Below are 15,886 nucleotides of genomic sequence, written 5' to 3'. Positions count from 1 at the left end.
TGTTGCCGGTATGAGGATATTATATGGATGTGATTGAAAAGTTAATTGTAGGACATGTTTTGGTAAAAGAAAGATTGGATTTGTTAGATAAGATTGTTAAAATGATTGATTCGGACGCTTTTGTGTGGGATAATGTTTCGAAGGTTTCTGATTTTTTTGAAAAAGAAATAAAAGTACATTTTCATATTGAAGAAAATATTTTATTTCCCGTGGCAAAAAAAGTTCTTCCAAAAGGTGAACAAAAAATTTTGTTTGAAATTGAAGGAGAACATAAATCTATTTTAAAGAAAATAGAAATATTTAAGCAAGTAGCGGAGAAACATTCAAAATTGCTCACAAAGGATACCAGAAAAGATTTTATTGAAATATCGCAGGATATAATTGAAAATTTGCTGGCACACGCGCAAAAAGAAGACGACAAGTTATTTCCCCTGATTAAACAATTTTTTACATCTGAAAACTACAAAAAGGTCGAAGATTTGTTTTTCAAATATTTAAAAATCTAAATGTCAACAGTATCAATAATAAAATGCGATTCGTATAGCAGTGTTGAACCTGCAATAGCAGAAGCAATAAAGAATATTGGCGGTACGGGGAGATTTTTTAAAAGCGGACAGAAGGTTTTGATAAAACCAAATATTCTTTCAGCAAAATTACCGGAAAAAGCAGTAACTACTCATCCTGAGGTTATAAGAGCAATTATTAGAATTGTGAAAGCATCAGGAGCATTTCCTTCAGTAGGAGAAAGTCCTGGTGGTGTTATTGGTGGAGCGGAAAGATTTTGGGAAAAGAGCGGAATAAAAAGTGTCTGTGAAGAAGAAAAATGTCCGATGCTATTTTTTGAAAGAACAGGAACAGTATGCGTCCCCTCAAAAAATCACAAAAACAAAACATTAAAGGTTTTGGAAATAGCAAAACCCTGTCTTGAATATGACTGTGTAATTTCTGTTCCTAAATTTAAAACACACAATTTCGTTTTTCTTACGGGTGCAGTTAAGAATCTATATGGTTGTATACCCGGTTTAAGAAAATCAATGTATCATAAATTCGCTCCGCATCCTGAAGATTTTTCGGAAATTATTGTTGATATTTTAGCTATAGTAAAACCAAAACTTTCAATCATGGACGCTGTTGTCGGAATGGAAGGTAACGGTCCTTCTTCCGGTAAAATAAAAAAAATTGGGCTGATAATGGCTGCCGATGATGCAGTTGCTATGGATACTGTAATGAGTGAAATAGCAGGATTTAATCCTAAAAAAATATTTTATTTAAATTCTGCCTTTGAACTTGGACTTGGTAATAATAGTTTAGAAAAAATCAGTATTGTTGGTGAAAAGATAGAAAATGTAAAATTAAAGAATTTTAAAATACCCTCAAATTTTTATATACATTTTATGCCAAAACAGCTTGCAAAAGTATTGGGAAAGTTTATAACAGCGGTTCCTGAAGTAAATGGAAACAAATGTACAAAATGTATGGTCTGTATAAATACTTGTCCGGTAAAAGCAATTAATTTAAAAATAATACCGGAAGTTGATAAAACTAAATGTATTTTGTGCCTTTGCTGTAACGAGCTCTGCCCTCAGGATGCTGTGCAAATAAAATATTCTTTGCTTGTAAGGTTTTTTTTATTTTTAAGAAAAATTAAAAAATTTAAGATATAAATATATTCCGCCTTGGGGGCTATTTATTTATGGATAATAAAATAATACAAAGAAAAAAGATTTTAATTAACAAGAGAGTTCAAATAAAATATACTGCAATTATAATGGGTTTATTGTTTGTTATGATTGTTATAATGGGAAGAGATTTTTATTATGCAATAAAAACCATATTTACAAAAGCTTTTATTGCTGATGAAATCAGTCGGAATCTTACTGCTTTTTATGTTGTTTTTATTGTTAAATCTTTTGTTTTTATGGTGCTTGCTGCCGGTATAACAATTTATTTTTCTCATAGAGTTACAGGACCAATTTACAGACTTGAAAAAGATTTATTAATTATGATTTCCGAAGGGGATCTCACTAAACAGTTTCGCTTAAGGAAAAACGACGAGTTTAAGGAATTATCCGATGCATTAAATGCTATGGTATCAAATCTTAGAACCAGGCTGCTTGTATCCGAGCAGTTTCACGAAGAAGCCAGAGCTCATTTAAATGAAGTATTGAAAATTTTGAAAGAAAAAGAGACAATAACGAAGGAAGATAAGAATTTAATTGTTTCAAAAATTGAAGACATATCTAATTTTTCCGCAGTTTCACCTGTAAGTTTTAAAATATAACTATTAGTGTAGATGTAAATATTATGAAAATATTAATAGTAAATATCTTCTAAGGACTGAAATAGCATTCTATGCATAAAATACTATTTATGCATACCCCAAGTAAAAAAAAATACAAAATTAAAAAAAAGACTTGACAAAACCTGTAAAATACTTTATAATAATAACACTATGGAATTACCGATACAATTAAAAGGTATAACAGAAAAACTTAAAAAAATAAAACTTCCTATTCCTTTTTCTAAGACAAAGCAAATTGTCGGAGTGGATGTCGGAAATTATTCCGTAAAAGTTGTACAGTTAAAACAGGTAGGCGGAAAATGGTCTCTTGAAAAATATGCATCTGCAATTGCAACCAATCCTGACTCGGCGGAAGTTACCCCGTTGGAGAAAAAACAGTTTGCAATTGAAGCAATAAAAAAAATTATAGCCGAGCAGAAGATTACCGTAAAAGATGCAGCAACTTCAGTATCCGGCAACTCGGTAATTGTAAGATATGTAAAATTTCCTAAACTAACCCCTGAACAACTTTCAAAGACAATTCAATTTGAAGCCGAACCGTTCATTCCGTTTCCAATTCAAGATGTAAATATAAGTTTTCAGATATTAGGTGACGTGATAGAAGACGGTTCTCAGAAAATGGAAACAATCCTTGTCGCTGCTAAAAAAGAAGTTATACAAAATAAAATTGAGATTCTGCTTGAAGCCGGACTGAGACCGGTTGTGGTTGATGTTGATTCTTTTGCTCTTGAAAATGCACTTGACATAAATGCAACAGAGGGAGAACTTAAAAATGTTTGTCTTGTGATAAACTGCGGGACTACAACAACTAACATCAGCATAGTTGAAGATGGTACTTCAAGAGTAGTAAGGGATGTTTTCACGGCATCGTTAAGTTTTACAAAAGCGGTTCAACGGAATCTTCAGATTGACTGGAAACAGGCAGAAGAAAAGAAAATGAAGTTTGGGATTCTTGTGACACCGGAGGAAAAAGAAGCGGCACTCTCACAAGGTAATGATGAAGCATTACAACTTTCAACAATTTTTATTTCGCCGGCAAGGGAACTAGTTGCAGAATGTCAACGTTCAATTGATTTTTATCAAACTCAAGCAACAACAGAAAAACAAATAAATAAAGTATTTTTGTGCGGTGCAGGCGGACTTCTCAAAGGGCTCGATAAGTATATTGAATCTCAGATCCATTTGCCTGTTGAAATATTAAATCCATTTTCAAAGATAGCAGATGAAGCTATTCTTTCATCCGGTGATGTTAAAAGATTTTCACAATATGCGGTAGCGGTAGGGCTTGCAACCAGAAGAAGAGGCGATGTAAAGTAATATTATGACGAAAATAAATTTAATTCCCAAAGAAGCTATAATAAAGGAAGACTATCCTGAATTAACAATTTTGGCGGTATCCTGTATAGCTTTATTAATAATTGTCCTAGGATATAGTTATACTTTAAAAGTAAAGAAACGAATTGCACTTAAGAGAGAAATTGAAGCAGTACAAAATGAACTTGCACAACTGCAAACTACTATTGACCAGATTGCGCGGTTAAAAGCACAAAAAGATGCGCTTAATACCAAAAAAACCGCTCTTGAGGGACTTATTAAAACACGGCTTGTTTATCCTATATTAATGGAAGATGTTGTAAAAATACTACCTGCAGGAACATGGCTCCTAAATCTTAATACAAAAACCGGAGATCCATCAACATTATTGACTTTTAATGCGACTGCTTATGATAATTATATTATTGCGGATTTATTACAGGCATTGGAAGACTCACAAATATTTAAGAATCCTGAAATAAGCGGAATAACATCAGCAGCCAGTGACAAAGGAGCTAGTTTAAAGCAGTTTTCAATAAATGTAAACTATATTAATCAGGAATGGAAGTAAAATAATGAGTAAGTATAATTTGTATTTTTAATTATTATGAAAAAATTAAATAATCAAGAAAAAGCTGTTATAGGAGTTCTGATTATTGCCGGTTTTTGGGTATATTGGAAGTATCTTTATAAACCCATAACAAGCGAGATTACCAAATTGCAGGAAGAGCTATCACAAAAACAATCGCAACTTGAAGCAACCCGTCAAGCAGCACAGGAACTGGAAGTTCTACAAGCTGAGTTTAAGATTCTTGAAATTGAGGCACGGGAAATGGAGAAAAAACTTCCGAAATCAAAAGAACTTCCAAAACTTATCAGAGACATAACGAGAAGTTTGGAAAAATATAGATTGAGTGTACAGAGTTTTGTTCCTGGCAAAGAAATGCCAAAACCTTATTTTTCTGAAATACCGATAACGTTACAATTAACAGGAAGTTATCATAATCTTGCTAATTTTCTTGCCGAGATAGGGCAATATGAACGTGTAATAAATACATATGATGTTGTTTTAACTCCTAAGGTGCCGTCTAAGGAATCTCCGGATTCCATGTCTGCATCTTTGAAGCTCGTAACATATATGGCTAAATAGATTATGATTAAAAAAATAAAATTAAAAATTAAAAAAAATGAGGTAGGTTGTTTTAAGGGTATTCGGCTGCAGAGTAAATCTCAGGGAATGTTATCTGCTAAAAGAATAATAATGTTAGCTTTTAATTTAACATTTTTATTTTTTATTTGTTTCTTCATTGCATGTGGAAAAAAATCGTCTGACAAAATAGATGCTTCCCAGCAAGTAACACCAAGACCTAAACCTAAGATTCCTGAATATGTCCCTCCGGTACCTCCAAAAAAATATACATATAAAGGAGGAGCATATCGTGATCCCCTTATACCCGGAGGTGGATCTTCTGCATATTCTATTTCAGGTTTATCATCCGAAGGTACTGAGATACTAACAAATGAAAAACTTGCTACTTTGCAGATTAAAGGAATTTTCAAAGATGATAAAACAGGTGGTATTGCTATTATAAGTGACACTACCGGAAGTTCATATATATTGAAAGAAGGGAAACTTTTCGATAGAAAACATAGAATTATCAAAGGGGTTGCAGGGACAATAGGTAAAAATTCCGTTACACTTTTCAGTAATGATATGAAAATTGAATTAAAACTAAAAAAGACCGGGGAGGATAAAAATGCAGATAAAAAGTAAACTATTAAATTTAGCAGCTAAATTTTCAATTTTTTGTGTCGCGTGTTTTATGCTTGTTATTACTGCTTCTTTTGCTTCAGAAGTTAAAGATATTACTGTAAAATCTGATGTAAATAGTGACACGATTTCAATTTTTGTTTCTTCAAAGACAAAATATAACGTAATTCGTTTAACAGAACCTAATCGTTTGATTATAGAACTGAATAATTGTGAATATACAACTGATAAGAAAGAATTAAAATTAGATTCACAGTTTATAAAAGAAATACGAGGCGGACAATATAAAGAAACACCTGTTAAAAAAGTAAGAATCGTAGCAGAATTGAGTAAATCTATTAGTTATTCAACAAAATCAACAAATGACGAGATAACCATAAGTATCGTTAAAGCAAAACAAGCGGTAAAACCACGATTAAAAGTTAAAAAGACTGCATCTGCTGTTACTGCGAATAAACCGCCGGCTGCTAATGCTCCTGAAAAAACAGAAGAACCAAAAGTGGGTGCAGAAGGTACTGTTAATACATCTACCGAAACAGTTGCTACTCCGCCCGTAGCAGCAGAAACACAAGAAGCAGAAACAAAGAAAAGCCCTCAATCCAGTGCTACAATCAAAAAATCTCAGGTAGTAAAAGAAAAGCAGCCGGTTCAAAATAAAAAGGTATTCAATACAGCACAACGAATGAAAACTAGTGAGTTTTCAAGAGATCTTGTAACGCTTGATTTTAATGATGCAGATATAAAAGATGTTCTTCAGATATTAGCTGTAAAAACAGGTATGAACATAATTTGTAGTGACGATGTATCTGGTTCACTTACACTTCATCTCGAAAAAGTTCCTTTTAATGAAGCGATGAATATCATACTTCAGATGAAAGGATTGGTTCTTCAACAGGTCGGAACAAATGTGCTTCGTATTATGACACCTGCCACGCTTACCAAAGAAAGAGCGGATTCGGTACAAGTAACGCAAGTTTTCAGGTTAAGTTATGCAAAAGCTTCAGACATAGGTGCTAAAATTATCGCTATTATTAATGCTGAAGGACAAAAATTAAGTATACAAAACGATGAAAGAACAAATAGTATAATAGTCACCTCAACACCGGAAGGGCTTTTAGCGACTTCTGCTCTAATAGGTAAATTAGATGTAAGACCTGAACAAGTTGTAATTGAAGCAAAAATTGTTGAAATAACCGTAGGAGATACCAAGGATTTAGGTATTGAGTGGAACCTGGCAGCTGGAAATGTTGGCGGTGGTGATAAAGCGGGTATAGGTACTTCAGTAGGAAATGCTGTTGATTACGGTGCCACACCGGATGGTATGAGGGAACCAACAGGACCGCTTGGCGGAGGTGTCGGTGTTGCTGCGCCCGCACAGAGTACAGTTGGTGCATTTACTTTTGGATACTTGAAAAGCGATTTACTTTTGACAGCGCGGTTATCAGCAGCAGAATCAAAAGGAAAAGCAAAAATACTTTCACAACCAAGAATTGCTACTCTTAATAATTTAGAAGCAAAAATCGTTGTTGGTGGTCAAATACCGTATACACAAACATCAATAGCAGCAGGAGGTGTTTCAACCCAATCAACTGCTTTTATGACTGTTGGTATTCAGCTTACAGTTACACCTACGATTAATGCTGATGGCAGAATAACAATGAAAGTAAAACCTACTGTTTCTAATGTAACAAGGATTTCAGCAATTGGTCCTGAAACTACAACAAAAGAAGCAGAAACGACAGTATTAGTTAAAGATGGTGAAACTGTTGTTATTGGCGGTTTGATAACTGACAGCGAGAGAAAAGATGCATCCCAGATACCGATTCTCGGTGATTTGCCGGTTTTGGGTTATTTTTTCAAGAATTATCATAATGACAATCAAAAAACCGAACTTATGATATTTGTGACTCCGTACATAATGAAACAATAAATGTCCACTAATGAAGATGTTATCAATCACATAAAACAAGGGGAAATTTATAAGAAGGAAAATAATCTTAATTCTGCAATTTCGGAATACCAAAAAGCGCTAAAAATAGAACCGGAAAACACTGAAGTACTTCTTAAACTTGGCCAAATCTACGAAATTAAAGGTGACAGAGAGAAAGAAACTGCTTTTTATATTCTTGCACAAAATACCTACCAAAAAGTATTAACAAAAGAACCAAATAATCCGGAAGCACATAATTCAATAATATCTCTTGGTATTAAGCAATCCCGTATTGATGAACTTGTAAAACAATATAAAGAAAAACTTAAAAAAGACCCCGACAATCAGATACTCCTTGATTCTGTAAAAAGGTTAACAACTATTTCACTTGTTAGTATTCCGCCAAACGTGAAAGGCGGGAGTGAGAAAAAAGGTTGTGCGAAAATATTTCTTGATTATATTTTTCCTTTTGTAGGAATAATTCCTTTGCTTTTGGGGACAATGATACCCAAGTTAAAAATGTTACAGTCACTCGGAATATTAATATTGATTATCTACCTTATCTATAAATTTTTAACCGCCAAAAAGCCATCCAAGAGCAAACAGTGGTAATTAAATCGTTTTTAACTATAATTTTGATTATTTCACCGTTATTTCACGCCTCATGGGATTTGTGGGCTCAAACTATAATTCATCTTCTAACACTTATCACATTTTTGATTTTAATATTTTCAAAAAAAGAAGTTAAACTGCCTTCTAATACTTCTCTCTATTTTCCATTATTTCTATTTTTATTTTTCTGCCTAATATCAGTTTTTAATTCAATAAATATTTATGAATCAAAGAATGGATTTCTTAATATTTTAAATTATATGGCAATATTTTATTTAGCGAGAAGTGTCGATAAAAAATATATTTTGATACCAGTTTTGATAAGTGGAATATTTTTATCTTTTTATGGATTTTATCAGAAAATCTTCTTTGGCGGGAACATATCTTCTCTTATGAATAATCCAAATATATTTGCTGGATATCTAGTAGGAATTATATGTCTAAACATGGGTTTTGCTTTTTCAAGAGAAAATAAGCAAATATTTGTCTGTAATAATATGAATATTATTTGTAAGAAAAATATTCATATTGGTTTAGTGTTTATTTTGATAGTAGCTCTTTTGTTAACAGGTTCAGTTTCTGCCTTTCTATCATTGATTTTTGGAATTATGGTTTATTGGTATCTTAAAATAATTTATATACCTAAGAAATATATCTTTTTAGCAGGTATAATATTTCTATGTTTTTTTATAATAAAAATTCTTGAACCCGAATCTTTTAATCGCGTTTTATGGTGGTTAGCAGCAGTAAAGATGATATTATCAAAACCAATTACAGGTATTGGTATAGGAGCATTTGCAGATGCGTATCAGAAATATAAATTGAGTGGTCTTAATTCAACTTATGCACATAACTATTTTTTACAGATTGCCGCAGAAGTCGGAATTATCGGGTTTTCTATGTTTGTGTGGTTTTTTTTGAAATTGTTCAAACAAAAAAGAACAATAGAAAATATTCCGTTTTTTATAGCAATTGTTACAATGTTATTTCATGGGCTTTTTGATTATGCTTTATTAATTTCTGCAAATGCTCTTTTCTTTTGGGTATTGCTGGGGTTTGTATCAAAGAACGATGAAAAATCTATTATTCCAATTTCAGGAAACCAAGAAATAATTTTAAAATGGATTTCTTGTTTTGTAATTATAGCGATACTATGCTTATCTATAAATATATTTTTGGGAAATAGAGAGACCGCAATAGGAAAGTACCATTTTGACAAAAAGGAATATGGTGTTGCACAAATGCATTTAGAAAAAGCATTACAATATGATAATAATAATTCTCAAACATATTATTATCTATCAAGCGTTTATCAGCAATATTATGAAATTAGTCAATATCAAACATATTTAGATGAAGCAGAAATTGAATTGAAAAAAGCAATAAAATTACAGAAAAACAACAGTCAGTTTTATTTTGATTTATACAATATTTATTATAGAAAGGGTGATATAAAAAATGCACTTTATTGGATGAAAAAGGCATACAAATCATCGCCAATTCCTTTTTATAATGAAAAAAATTATTATAATATGCTAAAAAGAATATATTAAAGCGATTATATGCGTTTCATCAAATATTCCTTATTATCTGTTTTTCTACTGTCTCCTTTTTTTAATGGTTTGAAAGATCCGATACCTCTGTTTATATTCGAGAACGTAATATTTATCATATTTTTTATCTATATAAAATATTTTAATATCAAAAAAACTGCAATAGATATGCCTATTTTACTGTTTTTTATATTTACTTTTATATCTACATTTACGACGCTTTATCTAAATTCAACAATAACCGTTGTAATAATGTTGATTTCTTTTTGTCTTCTATTTTATTTAGCAGTATCTGTATATGATGAAGAATATCAACAGTATGTATATTATAGTCTTATTTTTGTTTCATTTGTGCTTTCATTTATTGTGATAGTCCAGTCCTGTCTCGGAAAGACGCCAAAAGCAACCTTCCCTAATCCTAATTTGGTAGCCGGTTATATCGTCTGTGCTGCAGTGCTCATTTTTTCTTTTTTGATTTATAGTGATAAAACATTTAAGATAAAAATAGTTTATTTAGCGTTTTTTTTATTTTTTTTATACGGAGCTATACTTACAAACTCAAGAGGCGGACTCTTTTCACTATTTTGCGGGATTTTTATTACTATTTTATTAAAATATAAAAAGTGGGGAATAATAATATCTGCCGTAATTGTACTTAGCATCTTTATATTGTTACCCAAAAAAACAGTAGTAAATACTATGAAGATTGACGGAAGTGATGAATATTCGCTAAAACGACCTGAAATATGGATGGCTGCAATAAATATGATAAAAGAGAACCCTCTTTCAGGTTCGGGTCCCGGTAACTTTGAGATATTATTTAACAAGTATAATTTTCCAGTTGATAGCATCAGGTCAATAGCAAGATACGGGAAATCTACCAGATTTGCACACAACGAATTCCTGCAAATAGCAGTAGAAGGGGGAATCTTTGTTTTTGCAGCATATATATTTATTCTTATAGTTATATTCAAAAATGCAACAGTAAAGACCGCTGCTTTAACAGCGGTTTTAGCATGTTTGTTAGGACATTCGCTTGTTGATTTTAATTTACATCTTCCTGCAACTGCAATAGTTTTCATATTTTTAACAGCAAATGTTTTATATGATAAATCAGGAAACAATTTTAATTTAAAAGCAGGTTATGGTAAGTATATTAAGGTGTTTTTTGCAGTGCTATTTATTTTTAATTTATTTAATTATTATTTCAAACCCTTTGATGCAGAAAAATATAAAAATAAATTAGATAAACTTACTGATAAGGAATCTATAAAAGCAGTTGATATTTACAAGAAAATAATAAGATATTCTCCTAACGATTTCGAATACAGGCGGCTTGTTGGGGAAATGTTCTATTTAAACAATGACCGAATCGATGCAATTGAAAACCTTAAAAGAGCGATAGAGTTAAATCCTAACAATCCATTTGCAATTATGTCGCTTGCAAAAATATATTATGATGCAAATGAATTTAGCAAAGCAGATTTTTATTTAAAAAAAGTAATACAAATTGAACCTAATTATCTTATCGCAAGATATTTTCTAGCAAAAACCAGCGAGAAAAAAGATGATAATAATTCTGCGTTAAGCGAGTATAAAAATATTATATCAATAAACAAATATTTTAAAGATATTAACTCACCGTCAGGTTATGATAAGACATTGATTTCAATTGATATGGCTGAGGTTTATAATTCATTGGGGTTTCTTTATATGAAAATAGGGAGATTTAATGATGCTATTGCCAATTATAATATGTCTATTGGAATAAATTCTTCAAATTCAGATACATATTCAAATATAGCTTCATTTTATTATTTACAGAAAAATTATGATTTGGCATTAAAATATGCCAATCTAGCCGTACATTATGATGATAAAGAGCCGATTCACCTTAAAAATCTTATTTTAATATATAAAAAGCTTGGTAATGAAAAAGAAATTACAAAATTGGAGAATAAGCTTAAAGGGTTAAAATAACTAGATTATGCAAAAAAAAGACAAAATCTGGATAATTTTAATATTATTTATAGTAATTTTTCAATATTTCGGAATTATTTTTCATGAAAAAGTATTTTTTATAAGAGATTTAACAAATATATTTTATCCATGGAAAACTGCAGTTTGTGAAGCAATAATTAAAGGTGAAATGCCATTGTGGAATCCTTATTCTTATTGCGGAATGCCGCTTATGGCTAATTTACAAACAGCAGTATTTTATCCTTTTTCCGTATTATTTTACATTTTTGGATTTATTAAAGGATTGAAATATTTCACTATAATCCATACATTTATTGCTGTATTTTTCATGTTCTTGTATATTCGTAGTAAAAAACTCAATAGTATGTCGTCGGTAACAGCTGGGCTGGTTTTTGCATTTGGGGGATATTTAATAACCAAGACAGAGTTCTTAAGTTTACTCGGTACAGTCGTATGGCTCCCGTTGATAATTATGCTTTGCTCTGAATCAAATATTTCCATTGCTGGATTATCGATTTCTTTTGCTCTTTTTGCCGGATACCCGCCGGTTTTATTGTTTATTATGATTTTAGTTTTCATAGAATTATTGTTAAAAAATAATATAAAAAAATTAGCGTTAATAATATTTCTTTCTATGATTATATCTTCAATTCAAATATTGCCATTTATAGAACTGGTATTTCATTCTATACGACAAAAAGGTTTAATGTTATCTGATGCTGCAATATGGTCAACAAATTATAGTGATTTAATATCTTTTATATCTCCGGTATTCTTAAAAAAAGAAGCAACCGGGCTTTTTACCGGGGAAAAATATTTTTGGTTAAAATCATATTGGGTAGGCTTTTTCGCATCGTTTGTTATGTTATTTGGAATATTTACCAGTAAATTGAAAAAAAAAAGAATTGCCATGTATTTAATAGTAGTAATGTTTTCATTACTTTTCTCACTCGGCAATAAAACGCCTGTCTATCTGTTTATTTATAAGTACATACCGGGGTTTAATCTAATTAGATATCCTGCACATATTTTGGTTATACCATTTTTTATTTTTATAATATTTATAGCCGAAGGATTTAATAATATAAAGAAAATACCGTTTCTAATTCTTGCTCTGATTATTGCTGAACTTTTGTATTATTCATATGAGATACATCCTACGATAGCACATAATTATTATTTTGAAAAAGGGTATATTGCAAATATTCTACAGAAAGATAAGGATTTATTTCGGTATTTTTTAACGCCTAAAACAGCATGGTCAGACAAGATAAAAGTTCCTGATTATGGGGATATCGGTTGGTATATATTAAAAGACCGGTTATCAGGTCTTGGGTCAATTCCTTATCATCTATATGATGCAGGTGGAATTGGAGAACCAATTGAGATTAAAGAACAAGCTGATTTAATTTACGAAGTCCAGAAAAAAAAAGGTGCAGATAATGCAAATGAACTTTTATCAATGATGAATGTCAAATATCTTTTGAGTGATTATAGCTTTGATTCAAAAAAGTGGAACTTGGTAAATAAAAGTCACCTTTTTATTTATAGAAACAAAAAATATATTGAAAGAAGTTATGTTCAGGATAACAATAATGCTAAAATAAGAAAAAGCGTAAAAATTATTTTGTATGCGCCTGGGAAAATAGAGATCGAAACTGCGAATTCCGGTTTGCTTGTTCTTTCAGATACGTTTTATCCCGGCTGGAAAGCATTTAACAATGGTAAAATAGTAGATATAAAAAGGGAAAATTATATTTTCCGTTCGATAAAATTAGAAAATTCACAAAATTATAAAATAATATTTTTATATAGTCCTTTATCTTTTAAAATAGGAATGTTGATTTCCTTAATTTCGGTATGTATAATGATATTGTTTAAAAAAACCGACAACAGTTGAAAATGTTTATTCCTGAAAAGAAAAGAGGGGGAATTTGTGATATATTTACTCCTACCGGTGTTTAATGAAGCAAATGTAATTAGCGTAGTACTACAAAATATTTCATCACGACTTCCAAATCAATCGTATTCTTTGGTTGTCGTTAACGATGGTTCTACCGATGATACTTTAAATATCTTAAATAATATACAATCAAAAATAAATTTAAAAATATTAAATCATGAAAATAATCTTGGATTAGGTGCGGCAATGAAAACGGGTATAAATTATATTTCCAGTGTTATTGATAAAAATGATATTTTAATAACTATGGATGCTGATAATACTCATCCAGCTGATTTGATTCCACAGCTTTCAAAAAAGATACAAGATGGGTTTGATGTTGTAATTGCGTCAAGATATGCTGCCGGCGGTAAAGAAGTAGGTTTAAAAAAAATAAGAAAAATATTGAGTAAGGGGATATCAATGATATTGAAATTGTTATTCCCGATAAGTGCAGGCAACAAAGATAATGGTAAAGGAACAAATATTAGTGACTATACAAGTGGATACCGCGCATATTCCGGTAAAATACTTATAAGGGCAAAAGATTTTTACGGGGATAATTTAATAGCTGAATCTGGTTTTACTTGTATGGTTGAGATTTTGATAAAGTTGTCAAAAATCAATGCTTCAGTAGATGAGGTTGGACTTGTTTTGCGGTATGATTTAAAAAGAGGAAAAAGTAAAATAAAAATTGTTAAAACAATTATCAGGTATTTTGTTCTTATATTGAAGTTTAAATTGGTAGGGAATAAGCTAAAAATTATAATTGTTTAACCGGAAATGATGAAATGAAAAAACGCATATTTTTATTTATGATTTTAATAATATTGTTTTTTAATGGTATTATATTTACAGATAAGATATATTTTTTCAGAGATATCTTAAATCTTTTTATGCCATACAGATTGTTCGCTGCGGAAAATATCCAAAATGGTATATTGCCGGTTTGGAATCCATACACTTTTTTCGGGCAACCTTTTTTGGCAAATCCGGAGACATCGCTTTTTTATCCTTTTACAATATTGTTTTATATTTTTAAATTTGTGGCTGCATATAAAATATTTGTTGTTTTACATTTTTTTCTTGCATTAATATTTTTTTATTTATTAGTCAGGTTTTTAAAAGCCAAAAATTCTTATGCAATAATTGCTTCAGTATGCTGGGCATTTGGCGGATATTTTACTGCACGTGTTGAATTTATAAGCATTTTGGGAGCAGCAATATGGCTTCCGGTAGTCTTAATGTTTTTAGTAAAAAATAAAAAAGTATTATTAGGACTAGTATTATCTTTTCAGTTGTTTGCAGGGCATCCGCAAGTTTTATTTTATTCAGTAATATTTCTGATTTTCTTTTTAAACAAAAAACGGATATTTATGTTAATATATTCACTTGTTTTTGTTCTTCTTTTATCAGCTATTCAGTTAATTCCATTTACAGAATATATTAGTAATTCTAACAGGTCAAAAGGACTCACATATGAAGAAGCTTCCAGTGTTTCGGTTAAACCTTATGAAATATTCAGGAATCTCCTGCCGCAAAAAAAAATTGATATAACCGGGAATTACTGGTTAAAATCTTTTTATGTTGGAATTATTCCTCTGATTTTAATATTTCTTTATTTTTTGAATAGTGATAAAAAATTAATTTTACCCTTTTTGGTTATAATAATTCTGGCTTTAGGACGAAACACTCCAGTATATTGGTTGCTTTATAAGTATTTTATGCCGTTTTCCAGAATTCGTTACCCTGCTGCTATAATGTTTCTTTTTACATTTGTATTGTGTCTTATGGTTTCACAGGTAAATTTCACTAATACTATTAAAAGTAAAATGAACATTATTAAAATTAACAAATATCTGGTATTAATTACAATTTTTACTTTACTTGATTTGTATTTCAATTTTCTTAAATTGAATCCGGATATATCTTCTAAATATATGAATATAAAGACAGAAAATATGGAAAAATTACAAAATATTTCTAACGGCAAAAAATATCTTGTATTATCAGATGCTTACTCAACTAATAAAAATTACTATGATTTTATAAATACTTTGCCGACAAACATAAATATTCCGTATCATATATATAACGCAAGCGGTTACGATCCGTTAACCACAAAGGGAATGGATGAATTTATAGAAAAAATGGAAAAAAACTTAAATGCAGAACATCTTGCAAGACATGATATTAGATATGTAATAACAAATAGGAATATGGGTTTTAATTGGAAGAAAATAACTAAAAATCTTTTTGAAAATAAGATTTCGATTGCGAAAAATAAGGTATTTATACCACATACTTATAATCCCAAATATATCTATTTTTTAATAGGATTATGCACAACAATGTTTAGTATAATGATTTTAGTTTTAAATCCATATTTTGTGCCAGAAGAGCAGAAAATATAGTTAGATAGTCCGCTAAAAGGCAATATGATTTAACTAAAACACGATATGTCGGGTTGTCAGAATGCTAA

Annotated in this window: 14 protein-coding genes; all 14 read left to right on the top strand. The window is 30.5% G+C overall.

Annotated features, from left to right (window positions below):
• Positions 1-23 precede the first annotated feature (23 nt).
• The 14 genes from PHE88_09465 to PHE88_09400 all read left to right on the top strand — a co-directional run bounded on the left by PHE88_09465 (position 24) and on the right by PHE88_09400 (position 15,818).
• A complete protein-coding gene (locus tag PHE88_09465; protein ID MDD5688043.1) occupies positions 24-506 on the top strand; it encodes a hemerythrin domain-containing protein in 483 nt (160 codons plus the stop codon).
• Positions 507-1,664 carry a DUF362 domain-containing protein gene (locus tag PHE88_09460; protein MDD5688042.1) on the top strand — a complete coding sequence of 386 codons (1,158 nt, stop codon included), beginning with the start codon at positions 507-509 and terminating at the stop codon, positions 1,662-1,664. It abuts the gene before it with no gap.
• Between the two features lie 29 nt (positions 1,665-1,693).
• A complete protein-coding gene (locus PHE88_09455) occupies positions 1,694-2,281 on the top strand; it encodes a hypothetical protein (protein ID MDD5688041.1) in 588 nt (195 codons plus the stop codon).
• A 171-nt stretch (positions 2,282-2,452) separates the two neighbouring features.
• Positions 2,453-3,619 (top strand): type IV pilus assembly protein PilM, encoded by a 1,167-nt coding sequence (pilM, locus tag PHE88_09450; protein ID MDD5688040.1) that lies wholly within the window; start codon positions 2,453-2,455, stop codon positions 3,617-3,619.
• A 4-nt stretch (positions 3,620-3,623) separates the two neighbouring features.
• On the top strand, positions 3,624-4,187 hold the full coding sequence (locus PHE88_09445; GenBank protein MDD5688039.1) for a PilN domain-containing protein: 564 nt from the start codon (positions 3,624-3,626) through the stop codon (positions 4,185-4,187).
• A gap of 36 nt (positions 4,188-4,223) precedes the next feature.
• The gene (gene pilO, locus PHE88_09440; protein ID MDD5688038.1) at positions 4,224-4,766 is read left to right on the top strand and encodes a type 4a pilus biogenesis protein PilO; all 543 of its coding nucleotides are present in this window, start codon (positions 4,224-4,226) and stop codon (positions 4,764-4,766) included.
• A gap of 3 nt (positions 4,767-4,769) precedes the next feature.
• Positions 4,770-5,390, top strand: a complete 621-nt coding sequence (locus PHE88_09435) for a hypothetical protein (protein MDD5688037.1) — start codon at positions 4,770-4,772, stop codon at positions 5,388-5,390.
• Complete coding sequence (gene pilQ / locus PHE88_09430; protein MDD5688036.1) at positions 5,374-7,317, top strand: type IV pilus secretin PilQ; 1,944 nt, start codon at positions 5,374-5,376, stop codon at positions 7,315-7,317. The genes PHE88_09435 and pilQ overlap by 17 nt, the downstream gene beginning before the upstream one ends.
• Complete coding sequence (locus PHE88_09425) at positions 7,318-7,929, top strand: tetratricopeptide repeat protein (protein MDD5688035.1); 612 nt, start codon at positions 7,318-7,320, stop codon at positions 7,927-7,929.
• Positions 7,923-9,482: an O-antigen ligase family protein gene (locus PHE88_09420; protein ID MDD5688034.1), complete on the top strand. Its 1,560-nt coding sequence runs from the start codon at positions 7,923-7,925 to the stop codon at positions 9,480-9,482. Before PHE88_09425 ends, PHE88_09420 begins: the two co-directional genes overlap by 7 nt.
• A 168-nt stretch (positions 9,483-9,650) precedes the next feature.
• Positions 9,651-11,462, top strand: coding sequence for an O-antigen ligase family protein (locus PHE88_09415; protein MDD5688033.1), 1,812 nt, complete (start codon positions 9,651-9,653; stop codon positions 11,460-11,462).
• 7 nt (positions 11,463-11,469) lie between these two features.
• Positions 11,470-13,362, top strand: a complete 1,893-nt coding sequence (locus tag PHE88_09410; GenBank protein ID MDD5688032.1) for a hypothetical protein — start codon at positions 11,470-11,472, stop codon at positions 13,360-13,362.
• A gap of 36 nt (positions 13,363-13,398) precedes the next feature.
• The gene (locus PHE88_09405) at positions 13,399-14,181 is read left to right on the top strand and encodes a glycosyltransferase family 2 protein (GenBank protein MDD5688031.1); all 783 of its coding nucleotides are present in this window, start codon (positions 13,399-13,401) and stop codon (positions 14,179-14,181) included.
• A 14-nt stretch (positions 14,182-14,195) separates the two neighbouring features.
• Positions 14,196-15,818 carry a YfhO family protein gene (locus tag PHE88_09400; protein ID MDD5688030.1) on the top strand — a complete coding sequence of 541 codons (1,623 nt, stop codon included), beginning with the start codon at positions 14,196-14,198 and terminating at the stop codon, positions 15,816-15,818.
• The last annotated feature ends 68 nt before the right edge of the window (positions 15,819-15,886 follow it).

Source organism: Elusimicrobiota bacterium (genome assembly GCA_028718185.1).
In the GTDB taxonomy this organism is placed as follows: Bacteria; Elusimicrobiota; UBA8919; order UBA8919; family UBA8919; genus JAQUMH01.
This window is presented reverse-complemented; position numbering and strand designations above follow the sequence as displayed.

Coding starts and splice junctions, on each gene's coding strand:
- PHE88_09465 (MDD5688043.1), top strand. CDS start 24: ATGGATGTGATTGAAAAGTTAATTGTAGGACATGTTTTGGTAAAAGAA.
- PHE88_09460 (MDD5688042.1), top strand. CDS start 507: ATGTCAACAGTATCAATAATAAAATGCGATTCGTATAGCAGTGTTGAA.
- PHE88_09455 (MDD5688041.1), top strand. CDS start 1,694: ATGGATAATAAAATAATACAAAGAAAAAAGATTTTAATTAACAAGAGA.
- pilM (MDD5688040.1), top strand. CDS start 2,453: ATGGAATTACCGATACAATTAAAAGGTATAACAGAAAAACTTAAAAAA.
- PHE88_09445 (MDD5688039.1), top strand. CDS start 3,624: ATGACGAAAATAAATTTAATTCCCAAAGAAGCTATAATAAAGGAAGAC.
- pilO (MDD5688038.1), top strand. CDS start 4,224: ATGAAAAAATTAAATAATCAAGAAAAAGCTGTTATAGGAGTTCTGATT.
- PHE88_09435 (MDD5688037.1), top strand. CDS start 4,770: ATGATTAAAAAAATAAAATTAAAAATTAAAAAAAATGAGGTAGGTTGT.
- pilQ (MDD5688036.1), top strand. CDS start 5,374: ATGCAGATAAAAAGTAAACTATTAAATTTAGCAGCTAAATTTTCAATT.
- PHE88_09425 (MDD5688035.1), top strand. CDS start 7,318: ATGTCCACTAATGAAGATGTTATCAATCACATAAAACAAGGGGAAATT.
- PHE88_09415 (MDD5688033.1), top strand. CDS start 9,651: ATGCCTATTTTACTGTTTTTTATATTTACTTTTATATCTACATTTACG.
- PHE88_09410 (MDD5688032.1), top strand. CDS start 11,470: ATGCAAAAAAAAGACAAAATCTGGATAATTTTAATATTATTTATAGTA.
- PHE88_09400 (MDD5688030.1), top strand. CDS start 14,196: ATGAAAAAACGCATATTTTTATTTATGATTTTAATAATATTGTTTTTT.